The sequence below is a fragment of the Aureimonas altamirensis genome (assembly GCF_001463885.1).
Classification (GTDB): domain Bacteria; phylum Pseudomonadota; class Alphaproteobacteria; order Rhizobiales; family Rhizobiaceae; genus Aureimonas; species Aureimonas altamirensis.
Genome location: NZ_BBWQ01000009.1, coordinates 143,515 through 160,509 on the forward strand (window position 1 = coordinate 143,515; position 16,995 = coordinate 160,509).

The 16,995-nt window shown below is 61.1% G+C and carries 25 protein-coding genes; 23 read left to right on the forward strand and 2 right to left on the reverse strand.

Translation table 11 applies throughout. From position 1 onward, the window contains the following. Positions 1-53 precede the first annotated feature (53 nt). Positions 54-575 carry a hypothetical protein gene (locus AUL31_RS05880; protein WP_060602788.1) on the reverse strand — a complete coding sequence of 174 codons (522 nt, stop codon included), beginning with the start codon at positions 573-575 and terminating at the stop codon, positions 54-56. 13 nt (positions 576-588) lie between these two features. On the opposite strand from AUL31_RS05880, the gene AUL31_RS05885 reads away from it, so the two are divergent. The 13 genes from AUL31_RS05885 to AUL31_RS05945 all read left to right on the forward strand — a co-directional run bounded on the left by AUL31_RS05885 (position 589) and on the right by AUL31_RS05945 (position 8,062). Then, the gene (locus tag AUL31_RS05885) at positions 589-816 is read left to right on the forward strand and encodes an Acb2/Tad1 domain-containing protein (protein WP_060602967.1); all 228 of its coding nucleotides are present in this window, start codon (positions 589-591) and stop codon (positions 814-816) included. A gap of 350 nt (positions 817-1,166) precedes the next feature. After that, the gene (locus AUL31_RS05890) at positions 1,167-2,300 is read left to right on the forward strand and encodes a DUF2213 domain-containing protein (protein ID WP_060602792.1); all 1,134 of its coding nucleotides are present in this window, start codon (positions 1,167-1,169) and stop codon (positions 2,298-2,300) included. Continuing rightward, complete coding sequence (locus AUL31_RS05895) at positions 2,300-2,737, forward strand: structural cement protein Gp24 (RefSeq protein WP_060602796.1); 438 nt, start codon at positions 2,300-2,302, stop codon at positions 2,735-2,737. The genes AUL31_RS05890 and AUL31_RS05895 overlap by 1 nt, the downstream gene beginning before the upstream one ends. Before the next feature lie 20 nt (positions 2,738-2,757). After that, positions 2,758-3,702, forward strand: a complete 945-nt coding sequence (locus AUL31_RS05900; protein WP_060602801.1) for a DUF2184 domain-containing protein — start codon at positions 2,758-2,760, stop codon at positions 3,700-3,702. A 3-nt stretch (positions 3,703-3,705) separates the two neighbouring features. Continuing rightward, on the forward strand, positions 3,706-4,065 hold the full coding sequence (locus AUL31_RS05905) for a hypothetical protein (protein WP_143190137.1): 360 nt from the start codon (positions 3,706-3,708) through the stop codon (positions 4,063-4,065). A gap of 4 nt (positions 4,066-4,069) precedes the next feature. Beyond that, the gene (locus tag AUL31_RS05910; RefSeq protein WP_060602807.1) at positions 4,070-4,279 is read left to right on the forward strand and encodes a hypothetical protein; all 210 of its coding nucleotides are present in this window, start codon (positions 4,070-4,072) and stop codon (positions 4,277-4,279) included. Between the two features lie 3 nt (positions 4,280-4,282). Then, complete coding sequence (locus tag AUL31_RS05915; protein ID WP_060602811.1) at positions 4,283-4,693, forward strand: DUF4054 domain-containing protein; 411 nt, start codon at positions 4,283-4,285, stop codon at positions 4,691-4,693. 1 nt (position 4,694) lies between these two features. Then, entirely contained in the window at positions 4,695-5,171 is a 477-nt protein-coding gene (locus AUL31_RS05920; protein WP_060602814.1) for a hypothetical protein, read from the forward strand. Beyond that, entirely contained in the window at positions 5,164-5,505 is a 342-nt protein-coding gene (locus AUL31_RS05925) for a hypothetical protein (protein WP_060602817.1), read from the forward strand. The genes AUL31_RS05920 and AUL31_RS05925 overlap by 8 nt, the downstream gene beginning before the upstream one ends. Beyond that, on the forward strand, positions 5,502-5,981 hold the full coding sequence (locus tag AUL31_RS05930; protein WP_060602820.1) for a phage neck terminator protein: 480 nt from the start codon (positions 5,502-5,504) through the stop codon (positions 5,979-5,981). The genes AUL31_RS05925 and AUL31_RS05930 overlap by 4 nt, the downstream gene beginning before the upstream one ends. A gap of 54 nt (positions 5,982-6,035) precedes the next feature. Then, positions 6,036-7,175, forward strand: a complete 1,140-nt coding sequence (locus tag AUL31_RS05935; RefSeq protein ID WP_060602823.1) for a DUF3383 family protein — start codon at positions 6,036-6,038, stop codon at positions 7,173-7,175. Positions 7,176-7,185: 10 nt separating this feature from the next. Beyond that, the gene (locus AUL31_RS05940; protein ID WP_060602826.1) at positions 7,186-7,617 is read left to right on the forward strand and encodes a phage structural protein; all 432 of its coding nucleotides are present in this window, start codon (positions 7,186-7,188) and stop codon (positions 7,615-7,617) included. 7 nt (positions 7,618-7,624) lie between these two features. Then, positions 7,625-8,062 (forward strand): phage tail assembly chaperone, encoded by a 438-nt coding sequence (locus AUL31_RS05945; protein ID WP_060602829.1) that lies wholly within the window; start codon positions 7,625-7,627, stop codon positions 8,060-8,062. A 184-nt stretch (positions 8,063-8,246) separates the two neighbouring features. On the opposite strand, the gene AUL31_RS05950 is transcribed toward AUL31_RS05945, so the two are convergent. Further along, positions 8,247-8,561: a hypothetical protein gene (locus AUL31_RS05950; protein ID WP_060602832.1), complete on the reverse strand. Its 315-nt coding sequence runs from the start codon at positions 8,559-8,561 to the stop codon at positions 8,247-8,249. 85 nt (positions 8,562-8,646) lie between these two features. Between AUL31_RS05950 and AUL31_RS05955 the strand changes: the two genes are divergently transcribed. The 10 genes from AUL31_RS05955 to AUL31_RS05995 are packed head-to-tail and all read left to right on the forward strand — an operon-like array spanning position 8,647 to position 16,965. Then, positions 8,647-10,632, forward strand: coding sequence for a tape measure protein (locus tag AUL31_RS05955; protein ID WP_143190138.1), 1,986 nt, complete (start codon positions 8,647-8,649; stop codon positions 10,630-10,632). After that, complete coding sequence (locus AUL31_RS05960; RefSeq protein ID WP_060602838.1) at positions 10,629-11,219, forward strand: phage baseplate protein; 591 nt, start codon at positions 10,629-10,631, stop codon at positions 11,217-11,219. The genes AUL31_RS05955 and AUL31_RS05960 overlap by 4 nt, the downstream gene beginning before the upstream one ends. 2 nt (positions 11,220-11,221) lie before the next feature. Next, on the forward strand, positions 11,222-11,542 hold the full coding sequence (locus AUL31_RS05965; RefSeq protein WP_060602842.1) for a phage baseplate plug family protein: 321 nt from the start codon (positions 11,222-11,224) through the stop codon (positions 11,540-11,542). Between the two features lie 8 nt (positions 11,543-11,550). Beyond that, on the forward strand, positions 11,551-12,501 hold the full coding sequence (locus AUL31_RS05970) for a baseplate hub protein (RefSeq protein WP_060602845.1): 951 nt from the start codon (positions 11,551-11,553) through the stop codon (positions 12,499-12,501). Then, positions 12,498-13,160 (forward strand): Gp138 family membrane-puncturing spike protein, encoded by a 663-nt coding sequence (locus tag AUL31_RS05975; protein WP_060602847.1) that lies wholly within the window; start codon positions 12,498-12,500, stop codon positions 13,158-13,160. The genes AUL31_RS05970 and AUL31_RS05975 overlap by 4 nt, the downstream gene beginning before the upstream one ends. A 10-nt stretch (positions 13,161-13,170) precedes the next feature. Next, entirely contained in the window at positions 13,171-13,533 is a 363-nt protein-coding gene (locus AUL31_RS05980) for a hypothetical protein (protein WP_060602850.1), read from the forward strand. Further along, on the forward strand, positions 13,530-14,429 hold the full coding sequence (locus AUL31_RS05985; protein WP_060602853.1) for a hypothetical protein: 900 nt from the start codon (positions 13,530-13,532) through the stop codon (positions 14,427-14,429). The genes AUL31_RS05980 and AUL31_RS05985 overlap by 4 nt, the downstream gene beginning before the upstream one ends. Further along, positions 14,426-15,136, forward strand: coding sequence for a DUF2612 domain-containing protein (locus AUL31_RS19920; RefSeq protein ID WP_073469048.1), 711 nt, complete (start codon positions 14,426-14,428; stop codon positions 15,134-15,136). Before AUL31_RS05985 ends, AUL31_RS19920 begins: the two co-directional genes overlap by 4 nt. Positions 15,137-15,152: 16 nt before the next feature. Next, entirely contained in the window at positions 15,153-16,379 is a 1,227-nt protein-coding gene (locus AUL31_RS05990) for a DUF2793 domain-containing protein (protein ID WP_060602856.1), read from the forward strand. Further along, positions 16,372-16,965 (forward strand): hypothetical protein, encoded by a 594-nt coding sequence (locus tag AUL31_RS05995; protein WP_060602859.1) that lies wholly within the window; start codon positions 16,372-16,374, stop codon positions 16,963-16,965. Before AUL31_RS05990 ends, AUL31_RS05995 begins: the two co-directional genes overlap by 8 nt. Positions 16,966-16,995: the final 30 nt, after the last annotated feature.

Here is a 16,995-nt window from a genome sequence, read left to right on the forward strand (position 1 = left end):
CCTCGGCCATGAAATTTGTCGACGCTGCCTTACTTGGAGTGGAGGATGACGAGCTAGTGTCTGCGAACGATGCGTACCATCCACGTTTTCAGATCAGTAAGCGGGTCGAAGGTAGAGTATCGCCGCCCTTCTTGAGCGATTGCTTCAAGTAAACCTTTGCCTGCGGGCTCCCAAAGTGAGAGCGCGGCATCGTATTCTCTAACACCTGCGCGTCCCTTGTCATACTCGATCATCGCGTGAACGGCGGCAGCTCGTGCTCTGTCTAGTTGATCCCACGCTGGCCGGATGTTCGGGAAATAAAATGATATTAGCATCTCAACATTCGCTCGCGACTTTGCTGGGTCGGGTGCAATGTCCGATCCGCTATAAATTGAGCCCCTGTCTTTAATGATCGGCAACAGGCCTATGAGGTGCCCACCGAGGTCACGGTAAAATGTATCAGCGGCGATATAAAGTTGTTCTGCCTTTTGCTGCCGAGAAAGGTGCAGGTCCCTACGGGCCGCCATCAAGAACGATGTGAGCGCGGCGACGACCCCGCTCGACAGAACTGTAGCGATGAATGCCAAGCCATTCATGGAGCACTCTCCAATGCCTCAAGTCGACAGCACCGGCGATGCGCGTACCGTCAACAACACGATGCGTCATGCCTACCGCGTTCTCTCAGATGAGGAGAAGGCCGCGATGCAGGAGATAAAGGACATGGGCCTCGCGTTCCATGATCGGATCGCCGCCCTGGGCGGAAGCCGGGAGCTCTCCCTCGCCAAGACCAAGGTCGAGGAAGCCGTGATGTGGGCGGTAAAGCACATCACGGCTTAACAGCCGCGATCATTCAGCCATTTTCCGCAAACGGACATGTTATACCCTGCCCAAGTCTGGCTAACTTGGTCGACGAAAATCTTGTCGTTCGTGTCTAGGCAAGATTTGAGGTGGTCACGAAGTGTGCCTGCCGTCCCTGACCACTCGACAAACCAAACTGATCCCTGTGCGTGGCAGTGCGGCAAAGCTCGTATTTTGCCGGTGACGCAAGTGTAATTTTGGCCAGTCTGGTTCAGGTCGTACGCGACGATAAAGCAAGCCATGGCGAATCCTCCGGTTGGCTTCGCGAGCCTCACACGCATCGCGCAAGCCGCCTAGATCGCTGCCGCCTTCCTCACAGGAAAGTCACCATGAACTTCATCGACGCCGCCGCGGTTGAACACCCGCGCGTGACGAGCGACGGCTATCTCGTGGCCGATGCCCGTGTCGTGCGAACCGGCATCCAGATCTACACCGGCGCCGAAGTCGGAAAGCCCGAGCTCGCAATGGTGCGGGTCTACCGTCCTGGGGCCGAGGTTTTCTCCTCCGACAGCCTTGCTTCGTTCTCCCATATCCCGGTGACGGACGATCATCCATCGGTCGCCGTGTCGGCAGCCAATTGGAAAGACCTGGCCGTCGGCGAGACCAGCGGCGAGGTTCTGCGGGACGGTCATCGCCTCCGCATCCCGCTGATCGTCAAGGACGCCGCGGCGGTCAGCAAGGTGCAGGCTGGCAAGCGCGAACTGTCTGCCGGCTACACCTGCGATCTCGCGTTCGAAAGCGGCACCACGCCCGACGGCGAGGCCTACGACGCGATCCAGCGGAATATCCGCGCCAACCACCTCGCCATCGTCCAACGCGGACGGGCGGGCACGGAATGCCGTATCGGCGATGACGCCGGCGGTCCCTGGGGCATTGCCCCGATCACTGACAATGCACCAAAGGAGGGCCTGATGGCCGATCTTCGTAAGGTGATGGTCGACGGGCTCCAGGTCGAGACGACCGACGCGGGCGCAGCTGCCATCGACAAGCTTCAGAAGGACAAGCAGGCCATCGAGGCAAAGCTGTCCGACGCTCAGGTCTCCAACGATAAGGCGATCGCGACGAAGGATACCGATCTTGCCAAGAAGGATGCGGAGATCGACAGCCTGAAGGCCAAGATCCTGTCCGATGCCGACCTCGACAAGCGCGTTCAGCAGCGTGCTGACCTCATCACCACGGCCAAGACGATCGTCGGAGACAACTTCGAACACGCTGGCAAGTCCGATGCAGAAATCCGCCGCGCCGTCGTCGTCGCCAAGCTCGGCGATGCTGCCGTGAAGGACAAGGCCGAGGCCTATATCGACGCCCGCTTCGACATCCTGGCCGAGGACGGCGTCAAGAACATCGACGGACTGCGCAATGCCGTCCGTGACGCCAAGCCGGCGCCGAACCTCACCGCCGACGAGGCCAATGCTTACGCCGCCTCGCTCGCCGACCTCAACCGCAAGCCGGAGGCCGCATAATGGACCCGTTGCAGACGACTTACGCTGACCGTCAGGCGCGCTGGATCGAGGGCATGATCCCCGACATGCGTACGCCGGGCCAGGACATCTCCATGAACGTGGAGACCGCCGCCGGCATCGGCTTCGGCAAGGTGGCTGTGCAGGGCGCACAGGACAACCAGATCCGCGTGTCCGCTGCCAGTCGTGCCTTCCGCGGCATCACTGTCCTCGACACGACACAGCTGCAGGACTCGTACCCGCAGTATGCCACGGCCCGCGTTCGCACAAAGGGCCCGGTCGTTGTCACGGCTGCCGTTGCCGTCGCCGCCGGCGCCTTGGCCTACTACGTGCCCGCCACGGGCGCGCTGACCAACGTTGCGACGGACAACACGCTGATCGGCAAGTGGGAGACCACGACCACCGGTGCCAATCAGCTCGCCGTCCTCACCCTGAGCTGATCCTGAAGGGAGCCAGAAACATGCAGAACCTCCAGATGGATGCTCAGGTGGGCATGGCCTTTGCCGTGTCGCAGGCATCCCGCATCAACACGACGGTCTACCAGATGCGGTATCCGTCCATCCGCTATCGTGGCCTCGTGCCGGTCGATACCACTGGTCCGGAATGGGTGAAGTCCATCACCTACTTCTCGCTCGATGGGGTTGGCCAGGCCGAATGGCAGCATGCCGGCGCTGACGACGTGCCCCGCGCCGAGCTGATCCGCGCCAAAACCGAAGCGACCGTCTCGATGGCGGCGATCGGCTACGGCTGGAACCTCGAGGAACTGGCACAGGCTCAGATGCTCGGCATCAACCTGTCCGACCGCAAGGGCCAGGCCGCACGGCGTGCGTCCGAAGAGTTCATCGATCGCGTTGCCTTCTTCGGCGACACGACGAAGGGCTTCTTCGGCATCACCAACCAGCCGGGCGTGACGGCTGTCGATGCTGCGGCGACGGGTACGGGGTCCTCGACTGAGTGGGCCGACAAGACACCCGGCCAGATCATGGGCGACGTGAACGCGCTCCTGACCGGCGTGTTCGTCGACTCCAACACGGTCGAGCTCGCTGGTGTGCTCCTGCTGCCGTACACGCAGATGCATGCCTTGGGCACGCGGACGTTGAACGACAACTCCGAGACGACGATCCTCGAATGGCTGCGGACGAACAACGTCTACACCATGGAGACCGACCAGCCGCTGACGATCCGAGCCATTCGTGGCCTGGAGACCGTCGGGCAGGGTGGATCGGCCCGGGCAGTCGCCTACCGGAACGATGAGGAAGTGCTGCGGCTGAACATGCCCATGCCTTTCCGCTTCTTCCCGGTCTGGCAGACTGGTCCGTTCCGCTTCGAGGTTCCCGGCGCCTTCCGCCTCGGTGGCGTCGACGTCTCGCTGCCGGGCGCCATGCGCTACATGGACGGGATCTGAACCATGGCCCAGGTCACTAACAACTCCCAGGCAGTGCGGGTCATCAATGCCAAGAATGGCGATCGCGTCGTTCAGGTGTCGATCGCCCCGGGCCAGACGAAGGACATCGATGTCGTCGAGACGAAGGTGTTCAAGTCGGCCGTCGAAGCCGGCGTCTTGTCGGTAAAGGGCGGCGCCAAGGCTTCGTCCAGCCCGCCCGCAGGCGGATACGCCGTCACCGAGAAGGGCTCGGGGTGGTTTGCCATCACCCAGGACGGCAAGGAGGTCACCAAGGGCCTTCGCAAGGATGCGGTCGACGGCTTCGCCAAGATGAATGACGAGCAGAAGGCGGCCTTCGTCCAGGCGAACAAGGCGGAGGCCTGATCCCATGGCGAACGTCAAGAACGTCACCGATCGGCCCCTGGCCCTCCCCACCGGCGGGATCATCCCCGCCGGCAGGACCCTTCGTATCGACAACTGGGACGGCCTGCAGTCTCACCCGATCGTCAAAGGCTGGATCGCAGCCAAGGCAGTCGAGGTGCAGAAGGAAAAGCCGGCGCCGGAAGCGAAAGCCGACAAGCCCAGCCGGGGATCGTAAGCCATGCCGTACATCGTCCCGACCGTTGATGAGTTCCTGACGCGCTATCCGCAGTTCGAAGCCGTAGAAGGCGACCGGCTGTCAGCGGTTATGGAAGAGGCGGTCGGGGCGGTTGGGCAGCCTGAAACGACGCGTTGGGTTGAGAAGGACTATCAGCCCGCAATCATGCTTCTGACGGCTCACATGCTGACCCTTGAGGGGGCTCTTCCCGGTTCGCTTGGTGCTATCGGCGGTGAATATGCGGGACCGATAACCCGGGAGAAGGTCGGCGAGGTCGAGACCACCTATGGTGGCTCCGGTGCGTCTGGTGGCGGCACCGACCTATCAGACCCCTGGGGATATTCTCTCACGTTCTATGGCCGCCGCTTCCTGCTCATGATGCGGGCAAACTTCAGTGGCCCGATGGTGGCGTGAAATGTTCGACGTCAAGGTGGTTCGGCGGGAGCACCACAACATCTGGCGACGTGTCTTCGCCCATTCGTTTCGCGGCACGCATGTTAAGGTAGGCTTCCCCGCCGGGCAGGCAGGCGCAGATACGATCCAGAAAGCGATATGGAACGAATTCGGCACGCGCGGCGGTGCTTCCGGCGGTGGCTGGGGTGGGCCAATTCCTGAGCGGCCGTTTCTACGCAATGCCATGCGCTCCAACCAGAATAAGTACCGAGAAGGCTTGCGTCACGGCGCGCTTGAGATCCTTCGTCAGGGAACCAGCATCCCGACAATTCTCGCTCGTCTCGGTGCACTGGCCCAAGGCGACATACAATCAGAGATCACCTCCCTCTCGAGCCCGCCCAACAGCCCCGTCACGATCAAGCTGAAGGGGTCGAGCAATCCTCTGATCGACAGCGGCGAAATGCGCCAGCGGGTGACGTGGAAGGTCGACAATGCTTAATGTCCGCCGCTCCATAAACCTCCGCACAGGGACGCAACTGGCTCACGTTCGCCATGTCGGCGGTGCCTACGTCGATGGCTACTGGCAGGATGGCGCCACCGTCACCGAGGTCATTGTTGGCTCCTTGCAGCCATTGTCCGGCACCGAGTTTCGTAATCTGCCGGAGGGTATCCGCAACGAGGCGAAGGCGAAGCTTTTCACCGCTGCGGTTCTTCAATCTGACGATGAGATCGTTGACGGCTCCCACCGATACAAGGTGCTGTCCGTCGACGACTGGCAGGCGCTTGGCGGCTACAGCAAGGCGATCCTCGGAGAGCTGAGGAGAACGCCATGACCGAGAAGGAAGTTCGAGACGCCATCAGGCGTTGGCTCTCGACTGTCATGGGTGTGACGGTGATCCACACCTACCAGGGCGGAGACGAGCCGGCAGAGCCCTACGCCGTTCTGAACCTGACAATGAGCGATGCGCTCCACCCGCATCCGATAGTCGATGAATTCACTGAGTTTGAAGGCCAAGCGCTCCAGGCGCCGGTGCGCGACTGGTACTGGCGCTTCTCTGTCAATGTGTACGGTGCCGAGGCGGCTACCATCCTTCGTCGAGTAAAGACCGCGGAGAAAGTGGAGACGGCCAAGACTGTGCTGCGGCCGCTTATCGTCCACGACACCAGCCAGATCCGCGATGCCACCGAGATCCTGAATGAGGAATGGCAGACGCGGGCCCAGATGGACCTTGAGGTTCGCGGCATCCTGCGAGACGCCCTGCCGATCGACACCATCGAAGAATACAGCTTCAGCGCCCAAAGCGTCTGATCTCCACCATCCAGAACGCCCGACGAGGGCACAACGTGAGAGGACTGTTCGCTCATGGCGAAGATCCCGTACTCGCGCGTCGTCAACGTGACCCTCACGCGGACCGACGCCTTCCCCAGCCGGCGCGGTTTCGGCATTCCCTTGTTTCTGACCCGGGTTGCAAAGACCGGCCAAGTCGACGCCACGCATCGCACGAAGGTGTACGGCTCGATCGAGGAAGTCGCGGCCGACTGGGAGACGACTGACGAGTTCTACATCGCTGCGACCTATGCCTTCGCCCAGAACCCGCGTCCGCTGCAGATCAAGGTCGGTTACTACGACCCTGCAACGCTGACAGCCGCAGGGATCGCCGCGCAGCTCGACATCATCGAGGATGCCGACAATGGCTGGTACTGGCTGACGATTGACAAAGGCTTGCGAGATGTCGCGGCCGTCGACGGCGTCATCTCGTGGGCCGAAAGCCGCCGGAAGCTGGCGATCATCGACAGCAACGATGCGCTTCTGCGCAATCCCACGAACACGACCAACGTCGCAGCGCGTCATAAGGGCACCGTGGAGCGCACGGTCGTCTTCTATCACACGGACGCCGACGTCTACGGTGCCTTCGCTCTGGCTGCCCTTCTTGGCACCTTCAACTTCGACAATAGCCGGTCGAACTACACCGCGAAGTTCAAGCGTCTGCGCAATGTCCCGCCCGTCGATCTGGCGTCGTCGGCCGTCCAGGCCATCACCGGCTTCGTGCCCTCGCTCGGCCAGTCCGAGACTGCCGGCCACATGGCCAATACGCAGATCGACATCGGTGATCGCGATTTCGTCGTGGAGGGCTCGACCCTAACGCCGAACGTCTTCATCGACGAGATCCACGCCACGGACTGGATCATCGCGCGCACCGAAGAAGAAGCCCTCGGCGTCTACCTCAACAACCAGGCCATCCCGTTCGACGACGGCGGCATGGAGCTGCTTGCCAGCTCGGCACGCATCGTGATGGGGCTTGCCGATCGCGCCGGCCTGGTGGCGATCGATCTCGATCCGGAGACCAGCGAGTATGCGCCGAACTATACCGTCGAGGTGCCGAGCGCCTTCGACGTGCCGGCAAGCCAGCGTGTTGCCCGCGTTGCGCCGAACATCCCGGTGACGTTCCGCTATCGCGGTGCCGTTCACTACTCGACCATCAACTACACCATGAACTTCTAAGGAGGCCCTGATGCCGCAGGTATCCAGCTACGGCTTCGAGGCCGTTGCCGCAACGCTCGACGGGCAGCCCGTCTCCGGGTTCTGGGAAGGCGACGATGCTCTCGTTGTCACCCGGCGCGACGATATCGGAACGGAAGTCGTCGGTGCTGACGCTTCGTTTTTGTTCAGCCAGAACATGAGCCGCGCCGCCACCATCACGCTCCGGCTGATGCACACCAGCCCGACGCACCGTCTGCTGCTTCAGAAAGAGAAGCGGCAGCGCGCCTTGGCCGGCGGGCGAGGCTTCCCGTTCGACATGAAGGACAAGTCCAGCGGCGAGGGTGGCTCGACGGCGTCGGCTTTCATCAAGACTGGCCCGGACAACTCCAAGGGCCGGAATGCCGCGGTACGGGTCTGGGTGCTCGTCTGTGGCGACTGGAACGAGATGATCCCGAACGTCTGAGGCGAACATGGCTGAAAAGAGAATTGGCGACCGGACGTTTCAGGTCGAAGCACCCCTCGCCACACAGGCGATCATCATGCAGGCCCGGCTTATGAAAGCGGTCGGGCCCGCGCTCGATCGTCTTCCAGACTTCTTCGCCGGCGCACGCGCTGCCGATGGGAGCCCGGAGAAGAACCGCGCCGAGTCCGTGGCCATCCAGGCTCTGTCCGACGTTCTTGCCGGCCTCAAGCCGGAAGAGATTGCCGGGTTGATGCGAGACCTCACCGAGATGGCTCGCGTCAAGCGCGCATCGGGCCACTTCGAACCGGTGGACTTCGACGGAGACTTCTCCGGCCGTCTTGGGGATCTGATGCCGGTCGTCGCCTTCGTCGTGCGCGAGGTGTTCGGCGATTTTTTCTCCGGCGCCGCGGCGAGTGGGAGGGCGGCAGTTCGGGGCGCGGCCTGACCCAGCAGGAGGTTGAGCGTATTGCGCCCAACCTCAACCTATTCCTCTGGCGTCCAATCCTGGCTGAGCCGCCTGTCTACACCCAGCGCGATCTGAAAGAATGGGTCACGCTGTCCGACGCCTTGGACGCGCATGAGGTCTTGGACCTGAAGGCAGTGATGCAGGAGAGGGCAAGGGAAAAGGACTAGCAGGTAGCTTCTCCGATCTCCCGCTGTTCACCGCGCGCCATCGCTCCAGCGTCAAATATCCGAACTCGGATGCTGCCTTCGCCGAGATCATAGTCGTTCAGCACCAGGCAGAGATATTCGGCGAACCCTCGGCGGTTCGACCCATCGTCTCGCATCGAAACCCACATGGTTCGATAGGTGCTCCATAGCGCCTCTACGACGCTTTGTTCTTCGTTGACTGCCGCCAAGGCACGGTCCCTCGGATCATCCTGAGCGACAGCCGACGTGATGCCTGCAAGAGCGATCAGCCCGGCGATTCCAATCCGTCGCATGCCAGTTCCTCCATCCCTGTAGTTCGCCGAAGACATACCAGCCTCTGCGGGTTCTTCAACGTGTAACGCTTCGCGAGAAATGCACATGATCGTTGACGAGCTAATTGCAGTCCTGGGATTTGACCTGAAGGGCGAGGGCGATCTCAAGCGTTTCAACGATGGGCTCGACAAGGCCGAGCATGGTGCGCGAGCCTTCGCCGGTTCTCTCGCCAAGGTAGGTTTGGTTGTAGCTGGAGCTTTTGCTGCAATCGGTGGAGCTAACGCTCTTGGACGGATGGGCGGAGACTTTCTTGCAAGCCTCGTCCAGACGGGAGCTCAGTTCGAGAAACTGGAGGCTACCCTAACCGTCATTGAGGGATCTTCGGAACGCGCGGCTCAGGCCATGGCTTGGATCCGCGAGTTCGCTGTCGAGACCCCATACGAACTCGCTGAAGTCAGCGAAGCGTTCGTTCGGATGCGGGCATACGGCCTCGATCCGATGGATGGCAGCTTCAAAAACATCGGTGACGCCGCGTCCGCCATGGGGAAATCCCTAATGGACGGTGTCGAGGCGATTGCGGATGCGGTCACTGGAGAAAATGAGCGACTGAAGTCGTTTGGCGTCAGGGCGTCGGTTGAGGGTGAGCAGATCACCTACCGGTGGACGCAGAACGGCCAAGAGATGTCGAAGACGGTTCGAAAGAACTCGACCGAGATCACTGCCGCTTTGATGGAGATTTTCGGCCGCTTCGACGGTGCGATGGAAGCTCAGGGCAAGACGTGGGAAGGCCTCACGGCCCGCATGTCCGACAACTGGCAGTCATTCCTTCAGGATGTGAACGACAGCGGTTACTACGACAGCATCAAGCGGCGCCTTGAGACTGTTTTGGACGTCTGGCAGGGGTGGGAGCGCTCGGGCGCAATTACCCGCGTCGCTCAAGGTATTTCTGGTTTCCTCGTTGGAAGCATGAACACGGCGGCTCACCTCGCCACGCAGGCCTATCGCATCGGCGCCGGCTTCTTCTACGCTGCCCGGGGCATCGTCGACCTGACTAGCAAGGTGACGGGGCTGTCCCGTTCGATGGCTGCCGCCGGCCTTGGCATTGGCCTGATCGCCTCGTCTGCGCTCGGCCGTGGCGCTCTGATCGCACTCGCCAAGCGCGTGCCCATGATCGCTGCCCTGTTTGTCCTCGACGACCTCATGTCTGGCCTTGCTGGTGATCGCAGTGTCATCGGCAGCCTGGAAGGCGGCGAAGAGGCGCTGCAGAACATTCGCGAGGCTTTCACCGAAATCACCTCGGCTGCGGACGAGCTTGCCACCGCCATCAACGAAGTCTTCGGCGTGGTTGCTGTGCCGGGTCAAGGCCAGCTCGGCGCGTTGATAGAGGCGTTCAAGGGGTTGGTCTCTTCCGGCGCAGTTCGGCTTCTGAACAACATCGCCGATGGCTGGCGCATGATCATTGCGGTCATGCGGACCTGGTTCGAGTTGATGACGAACCCGGAGGCTGTGTTCACGCGCTTCGCGGACGCCGCCATTGCGCAGATCGATCGCATCGTGGCAGCCATCGACGAAGCGACAGGCGGCCTGATCACCAAGTTCCGGGCCATGTTCGGTGCCGAGCCAGTGGCCCAGGAAGCGCCGAACCCCGGCGTCCGGGTCGGTGGCGGGGCCTCACGGTCTCGCGCTCCAGTGGCAAATTTCGAGCCGGACGCGGGGCTCGTCCGCGATGGAATGGTTCAGGCCGAAGGCATGCGAGCTGAATACGGAGTTGGCGAGGATCGAATGATCGGTGCGGCTCAGGGTGTCGCCGGGTTCCTCAGCAAGATGAACACGGCCGCCTCTATCAACGGCGCCATCGACGCTCTTCGCAATTTCATGGAGCCGGCAACTCAGGCCCGGCGTGCCATGGATGACCTGGAACGCGGTGTGATGGCGAAGATTGACGCGGACATCACCCCGCTGACGACCAAGATTGCCGCGGCAAAGGCGGCGATAGAAGGTTTGCGGACAGCGGCTGCATCGCTCGGAGCATCCCCGCGCGGCCTGTCCGTTCCGCCGGCCCGTATTGCCACTGGAGCCGCCCAGCCATGACAGCGATTGCTTTCAACCGGTTGATCGGTCCGGTGGCGCTGGACGTCATCGTTCGCGAACAGCATGAGGCTGAGTTGGAGATTACGCAGAACCCGGTGGAGGCTTCAGCGGACATCACCGATCATGCCTACATGCAGCCTCGACGGTTGATTATGGAGATTGCGGACGGGGCCGCGGCTGCAACCTTCCAGGCGCTTCGCCGCCTCCAGGAAAGCCGTATCCCGTTCGTTGTCGTGTCCGGTCTGGATATCTATCGCAACCTGCTCATACGGCGCATCAACGCCGAGCGGGATGCGGTGTTCAGCCAAGTTCTGCGGGCGACTGTTGAACTGCAGGAAGTCATACTCGTCGATACTGCCCAAGCCGCAGCGTCCGATGCCAGCGGGCAACGCAAGAGTGAGCGTGGCGGGAAGGCGGAGCCAGGTGGCAAAGATAGTCGTAGAACGGCGGCGCCGACACCGGAACGATCGCCAGACCGGCCAGCAGCCGATCGCGCGTCTTCGACCGTACAGCGGGGCGATAGCGCCACGAAACCTGTCGAAGCAAGCCGCGGGCAGTCGTTGCTCTTTCAGATGTTCGGAGAGTGACCATGCGCGAGTTCGTCATCACCGACGACGCCGACCAGCAATTTACGGTGATCCTCAATGGCCGGCGCTGCACGATCCGCATCCGGTACAACGTCAGCATCGACCGTTGGATGATGGACCTTTCCATTGACGATAGACCTGTGCTGACAGGACGCCGGCTTGTCCTCGGCACCGACCTTCTTGCGGCCTACGATTATGGGTTGGGTTCGATCTTTGTGCTTCCCGAGACGGGAACGGTGAACCCCGGCGGAGACGAGCTGCCCGGCGGATTGGTCCGGATGTATCACGCAACAGCTGCCGAAGTTGAAGCTGTCACCGGCTGAGGGTTTGAATGCTTCAGTATCTCCGCAAGGTCAGGCTCACCTTCCAGGGCTCGGGCGGTGGCATCACGATCAACCCGGGCAACGAGACGGACGCACAGCTGCGCATTGCCTTCACTGTCAGTAAGGATCTCTCCGGCTCAGCGAATGAAGCTGAGATCGAGATATGGAACCTGGCTGAGGGGCATCGCAATGCCGTCGGCAAGGAGTTGGACAAGGTCACGCTCGAAGCTGGATACATCCCGCCAGCCGGCATTAGCGCAAGCGGAACGCTGCCCTTCATTAGCGGGGGCGCCCAGTTCGAAGCCTCAGCCTCGAGCTCTAATGTTGGCATCATCTTCAAGGGTGCCATGCGCGACGTTGAGCATCGGCGGGACGGGCCCGATATTATCACGCGAATAGCATGCGGTGACGGCGATGCCGCGCTTCGCAAGGCGGTGATCTCCCGAACGTTCCGCGCCGGAACGCCGGTCAAGGATGTGATCGAAGAGCTTCAGAAGGAATTCGAGAAGGAAGGCATTGATCGTGGAGAGTGGAAGGGCCTCGACGATCTTCCGCCGTACAACCGCCCATACTCTATGTGCGGGATATGCAGCAGGGAGATGGACCGTATAGGCCGATCGCATGGCCTGTACTGGTCGATGCAGAACGAGGCGACGGAGATCGTCCCAGGCGACGGGTACATCGAAGCTGAGGCATTCCTCAGCCCATCTACGGGCCTCGTGGGCACACCGACCATCACAGACAATGGCGTGAGGGCAGAAGCACTGCTCAATCCGGAAATCCGGCCGAACCGCAAGGTCGTCATTGAAAGCCAAACGCTGTCCATGAACGCAGAGGGCGGCGCCTACCGCGTGTCGGAGGTCATCTACACCGGCGACAATCGTGATGGCGACTTCCGGGTCATCATAACCGGTGAACGCATCGAAGGTGGCAAGGTAGACGAAGGCAAGAGGTCATGACCGGCTACCTCGGAAAGAAGACAAATCGAGCCGAGACGGTCATCGGTGCGATGATCCAGGCCGAACGCGATGACATGTGGGGCGAAATGCCGGGTAGGGTGGTCGGCTTTGATGCCGCGAACCAGACCATCTCGGTCCAGCCCCTCTACAAGAAGCGCCTGAATGGCGTGCCGACCGATCTTCCTATTCTTGAAGAAGTCCCGGTTCGCTTCCCGCGTGCCGGCGGATTTGTCATCACCTCGCCGATCAAGGTCGGAGATCGCGTGACGCTTCGCCCGCAGATGCGATCAAGCGAGGGGTACGAAACCGACGGTGACGGCTATGCCGCATCGGACTCCCGTTCGTTCAACCTGTCGGATTATGAGGCTCACCTTGAGGGCGGCGAGAGCCTTTCCGCGCCCATCCCGAACTTCAATGCGCAGAACATGGAAATCCGTTCGGCTGACGGTCAGTTTGCGATCGAGATGAGCGAGGACGGAAAGTTCAGGATGCGCGGCGCTGCGGGGAACTGGTTCCAGCTGCTTGCTCAGGCCCTGCGTCTTATCGGATCCGATGAACTGCAGATCATGTACGGCTCATCCGCCGGCACTGGCCATGCGCTGGCCAACAGAGCGGAGATCCTGGCGATTGCCGACGCCTTCGACGAAATGACCATCTGAGGCTTTCCGCATGGTGAATCGAATTGGTCTCGCCATATCCGGCGACCCGGCCGACCTGTATCTCGATGCCGTCGGCAACCTTGCGCTTGTCCAGGATGCAGAGGCAATCGGCCAGCACGCTCGTCAGCGTCTTATGGCGCATGAGGGTGAATGGTTCCTGGACACGACCGCTGGCGTTGCCTGGATCCCGCAGATACTCGGCGCCGCTGAAAATCTCCCGCTCGCCGAGGCGGTCATCAAAGCGGAAATCCTCGACACCGACGGTGTCACAACGATCTCCGAATTCTCAATCCGCCGGTTCCCGAGCAGCCGGCGTGTTGATGTGCCCAGCGCCTTAGTCTCCACAGTGTATGATGAGGAAACCACGATATGACGACTTACGGCGTCACACCGACCGGCTTCGTCATCAAGCCGATCGCCGTCATTCTCGACGAACGAGAGCAGGCGATGGTAGGCACTTTCGGGCCTGGCTTGATCCAAACGCCTCAGTCCCCGATGGGGCAGATCAATGGCATCCTGTCAGAGATCGAAGCCAAGCTGTGGGAGTTAGGCGAGGCAGTCTACCAAGCCAGCGATCCGGATCAGGCCGAAGGTGTGACGCTCGAAAACCTCGCCCGGCTTCGTCTCATAGAGCGAGTTATCGGTGAGACCGACGTCACATTGCGGAGCGCCATTACCAATGCTGGCCGCGCAAACATTCGCGATGCTGACTTCTACCGCGCGATCACCAACGTCGATGGGGTGACGTACGCCCGCATTTACGCCAACGACGACGGTGTGATGGACGAGAACGGTGTGACGCCGCACAGTGTCAGCGTCATTGCCCTCGGCGGAAGCGACGACGAGATCGCTACCGTTGCGCGTCGCTATATCGTGCCTGGCATATCCTCCTTCGGGAATACGCGCGTCGAGACGGAGATCGACGGTTTCTGCCGCAGCATCTTCATAATGCGCCCTGTGGTGGTGCCGCTTTACCTGAATGTCTCGATCGTCAAACGGCACGATCGGAATGGCTGCCCACCGCCGCCGAACAGTGCGATCGCTGAGACCTTGGCTATGGCACTGTCCGGCGCCACCAGACCTGCAAACGGCGAAGACATCACGGTCCATCTGATCTCGACTGCAATCTCGTGTGTCTTCCCAAGCGTCGAGGTTCTGTCGGTCGCGGGTGGAAGGATCGGGCACCCGGCATCATCCGCACCGTTTCCCATCGCCTTCGATGAGATTGCTGCCGTTCCGTTGGCGAACATCATCGTGAGCGCGACATGAGCGATTGTCCGCAGAAGGAAGACTTGGTTGAGAGCGGCCTTGATCGGCTCCTCACTCAGTATCGAGAAAGTCCGAACCTCATCACGGTGATACGGGAAGGGCTATCGCAGGTCGCTGAAGCATCGCTTCGAATTTGCGATATTCCGACCTACTTCGACATCAGGACTGCCGTCGGCGACCAACTGACAATTCTCGGGAAGCGTTTGGGTTGGCCACGGTGTCATTGCGTTTGCGAAACCGGTCCAGTCTTTGGCTTCTCCTGCGGGGAGACTAACCCGAATAGGCCTGTGGTAGGCTTCTGTGAAAACAGCACGTGGGCATCCTGCCAGTCGTTCGGATCTGGCGATCTCTGCCTCGACGATGACGAAGTTTACCGCGGGTTTCTCCTCGCTCGACGTTATCAGGCTCTGCAGCGCTACTCGCTCGAGGACCTTCAAAACGCCATGCAGCACATCTGGGGCGAGACCGCCGCAGCTGTAAGCATGGGCAATGCCCGCATCAGCCTGTCGCCCGGTCGTGCGTTGACCGCACGAGAGGAGCAAGAGCTACCGCTTGCCCTTCGGGTCCTGCCAGTCGCTCCCGGCATTGCGATCTACGTCAACCGTTCAGTTGGAAGGCTGTTCGGTTTTGGAACTGGATGGGCTGGCTTTTGCGAAGATGCAGTCTGGCATTGTCCGGATCCCGTCGACCCGTACGCCTGCAATTAAATCATAAGAGGTGAACATGCCTTTGCCCTTCGACCCGGTATGGGCCGTCGACGGACCGTCGCGCGATCCCACAGCCAGCGAACAGAACCTCGGGTTTCCGTGCGGAGAGGCGGACCGTGAGCTGTTCAATGGTCTGTTCCAGGACATCCAGCAGGCCATCAACGCATTTCATCTGCGAAACGGGAACGCGGACATTCCGGTGATGGGTTGGCGATCCAGCCCACCCGCCTCTCCCTCGATCGGTGATCGGTACGTGGTCGGGGTCAATCCGACAGGGGCATGGGTCGGACAAGCGCAAAGAATTGCTGTTTGGATCGGGGCATGGACCTTCCTGGATGCGGTTCCCGGGTTGCTCGTGAACTACATGGACGGCAACGATTTTTCGATGCTCTGGTTCAACGGGACGATCTGGCAATCGCTCGTCATTCGCCGCGTGCTTCGTGAGAGTTTGACGGTTTGGGTTCGTACCGACGGTAACGACAACAACGACGGCGGCGCCAACGCTGCGGCCCGGGCATTCGCGACAATTCAGGCTGCATGGAATTACATTGCCAGCCGGTTTGATTCCGGTGGGCAAGCGATCACCATCGCCCTCGGCAATCCCGGAACGTATGACGGTTTCCGGGCGAACTCTTTTGCGGGAAATGTCACCATCCAAGGCGACACAATCCCGTCCAATAACTACATCATCCGTTGTCGTGATGCCGCAACAGCTGAGGTCATCACCTCTGCGATTTCCTCGCTTGAGATCAATAACTGCGTGCTCTCGTTCACGTACACGGGCGCCCCATCCTCGGAATGGATCCTTGGCGCACGGGGCGGCAGTCAGATAACAACGAACGGTTGCCGGTTCCGGATGACTTCCAACCGCAGCCGCCTGGTGATGAACGACGTTGACAGTAAGTGCATCATCTCCGTTCGCGGGCAGACCCAGATTCAGGGCGCGTTCATGTGCGGGTATTTCGCTCGTGTGCTGGGTGGGGGCGTCTTCCTCGGCGGCGTCAGTGCAGCGCCGGCCGTCATCAATTTGGACGCGGGCCAGACGTACAACAGCTATTTCTGCGGATGTTCGTTGGGTGGCGTGTCTGATTGGTCGGCGTGCACCTTCACTGGCAGCTCCAACCCAGTCGCGGTTCGATACTTCGTTGCGCTCAACGGCGTCATCAACACGTCCGGGCAAGGACAGAACTACTTTCCTGGCACCGTCGCCGGCGTCATTCAAACTGGGGGTCAGTATGCTTGAGATGCCGACATTCAACCCGTTCGATTGGTACTGGCTCGCCGACGACGGCCGTCTCTTCAGCTCGGCCGTGCAAGCCGAGGTTGCCGCAGACGATGCCGCCTACACAGAGTGGTCCGAGAGCAACCGGGCCACGGCTTGGCCGCGCGACGAAGAAGGCAACCAGACGGACGCGGCCCTTCAGGAGGTCTTGGCAACCTATGGCCTCGCCGTTGGCATGGATCGTCGGAAGGCTGCTCTCTCGCAGGCAATCGACGATCGAGCCGAAGCCGAGCGTCTCCGTTGGATCACGCCTGGGGCAGGGCAGGCGATGACCTATGCCAGGAAGGTGGAAGAGGCCAAGGCAGTGCAGTCCGCGACGTCGCCGAAGGCGGCAGACTACCCAATGCTCGCCGCTTCGATCGGCCTTGACGGCAAGACGATCAAGGAAGTGGCGGACACCATCCTTGAAATGGACGCTGCATGGGCAACGGTCGGAGCGGCGATCGAAAAGCGCCGCCTCCAGCTGAAGCATGACGTCGGCAACGCGGCGGATGCGCCAGGTCTGGATTCGGTGGATCTGAATTCGGGCTGGCCGGAACGACCGTAACGCTCTTTGCCCCGACCCTCCGACATGCTA

Bases quoted from the DNA above. Each gene is read 5' to 3' on its own strand.
- AUL31_RS05910 (WP_060602807.1), top strand. From the start codon at position 4,070: ATGGCGAACGTCAAGAACGTCACCGATCGGCCCCTGGCCCTCCCCACC.
- AUL31_RS05975 (WP_060602847.1), top strand. From the start codon at position 12,498: ATGACCGGCTACCTCGGAAAGAAGACAAATCGAGCCGAGACGGTCATC.
- AUL31_RS05885 (WP_060602967.1), top strand. From the start codon at position 589: ATGCCTCAAGTCGACAGCACCGGCGATGCGCGTACCGTCAACAACACG.
- AUL31_RS05920 (WP_060602814.1), top strand. From the start codon at position 4,695: ATGTTCGACGTCAAGGTGGTTCGGCGGGAGCACCACAACATCTGGCGA.
- AUL31_RS05960 (WP_060602838.1), top strand. From the start codon at position 10,629: ATGACAGCGATTGCTTTCAACCGGTTGATCGGTCCGGTGGCGCTGGAC.
- AUL31_RS05950 (WP_060602832.1), bottom strand. From the start codon at position 8,561: ATGCGACGGATTGGAATCGCCGGGCTGATCGCTCTTGCAGGCATCACG.
- AUL31_RS05980 (WP_060602850.1), top strand. From the start codon at position 13,171: ATGGTGAATCGAATTGGTCTCGCCATATCCGGCGACCCGGCCGACCTG.
- AUL31_RS05880 (WP_060602788.1), bottom strand. From the start codon at position 575: ATGAATGGCTTGGCATTCATCGCTACAGTTCTGTCGAGCGGGGTCGTC.
- AUL31_RS05985 (WP_060602853.1), top strand. From the start codon at position 13,530: ATGACGACTTACGGCGTCACACCGACCGGCTTCGTCATCAAGCCGATC.
- AUL31_RS05895 (WP_060602796.1), top strand. From the start codon at position 2,300: ATGGACCCGTTGCAGACGACTTACGCTGACCGTCAGGCGCGCTGGATC.
- AUL31_RS05935 (WP_060602823.1), top strand. From the start codon at position 6,036: ATGGCGAAGATCCCGTACTCGCGCGTCGTCAACGTGACCCTCACGCGG.
- AUL31_RS05965 (WP_060602842.1), top strand. From the start codon at position 11,222: ATGCGCGAGTTCGTCATCACCGACGACGCCGACCAGCAATTTACGGTG.
- AUL31_RS05970 (WP_060602845.1), top strand. From the start codon at position 11,551: ATGCTTCAGTATCTCCGCAAGGTCAGGCTCACCTTCCAGGGCTCGGGC.
- AUL31_RS05940 (WP_060602826.1), top strand. From the start codon at position 7,186: ATGCCGCAGGTATCCAGCTACGGCTTCGAGGCCGTTGCCGCAACGCTC.
- AUL31_RS05905 (WP_143190137.1), top strand. From the start codon at position 3,706: ATGGCCCAGGTCACTAACAACTCCCAGGCAGTGCGGGTCATCAATGCC.
- AUL31_RS05945 (WP_060602829.1), top strand. From the start codon at position 7,625: ATGGCTGAAAAGAGAATTGGCGACCGGACGTTTCAGGTCGAAGCACCC.
- AUL31_RS05995 (WP_060602859.1), top strand. From the start codon at position 16,372: ATGCTTGAGATGCCGACATTCAACCCGTTCGATTGGTACTGGCTCGCC.
- AUL31_RS05990 (WP_060602856.1), top strand. From the start codon at position 15,153: ATGCCTTTGCCCTTCGACCCGGTATGGGCCGTCGACGGACCGTCGCGC.
- AUL31_RS05890 (WP_060602792.1), top strand. From the start codon at position 1,167: ATGAACTTCATCGACGCCGCCGCGGTTGAACACCCGCGCGTGACGAGC.
- AUL31_RS05925 (WP_060602817.1), top strand. From the start codon at position 5,164: ATGCTTAATGTCCGCCGCTCCATAAACCTCCGCACAGGGACGCAACTG.
- AUL31_RS19920 (WP_073469048.1), top strand. From the start codon at position 14,426: ATGAGCGATTGTCCGCAGAAGGAAGACTTGGTTGAGAGCGGCCTTGAT.
- AUL31_RS05900 (WP_060602801.1), top strand. From the start codon at position 2,758: ATGCAGAACCTCCAGATGGATGCTCAGGTGGGCATGGCCTTTGCCGTG.
- AUL31_RS05915 (WP_060602811.1), top strand. From the start codon at position 4,283: ATGCCGTACATCGTCCCGACCGTTGATGAGTTCCTGACGCGCTATCCG.
- AUL31_RS05955 (WP_143190138.1), top strand. From the start codon at position 8,647: ATGATCGTTGACGAGCTAATTGCAGTCCTGGGATTTGACCTGAAGGGC.
- AUL31_RS05930 (WP_060602820.1), top strand. From the start codon at position 5,502: ATGACCGAGAAGGAAGTTCGAGACGCCATCAGGCGTTGGCTCTCGACT.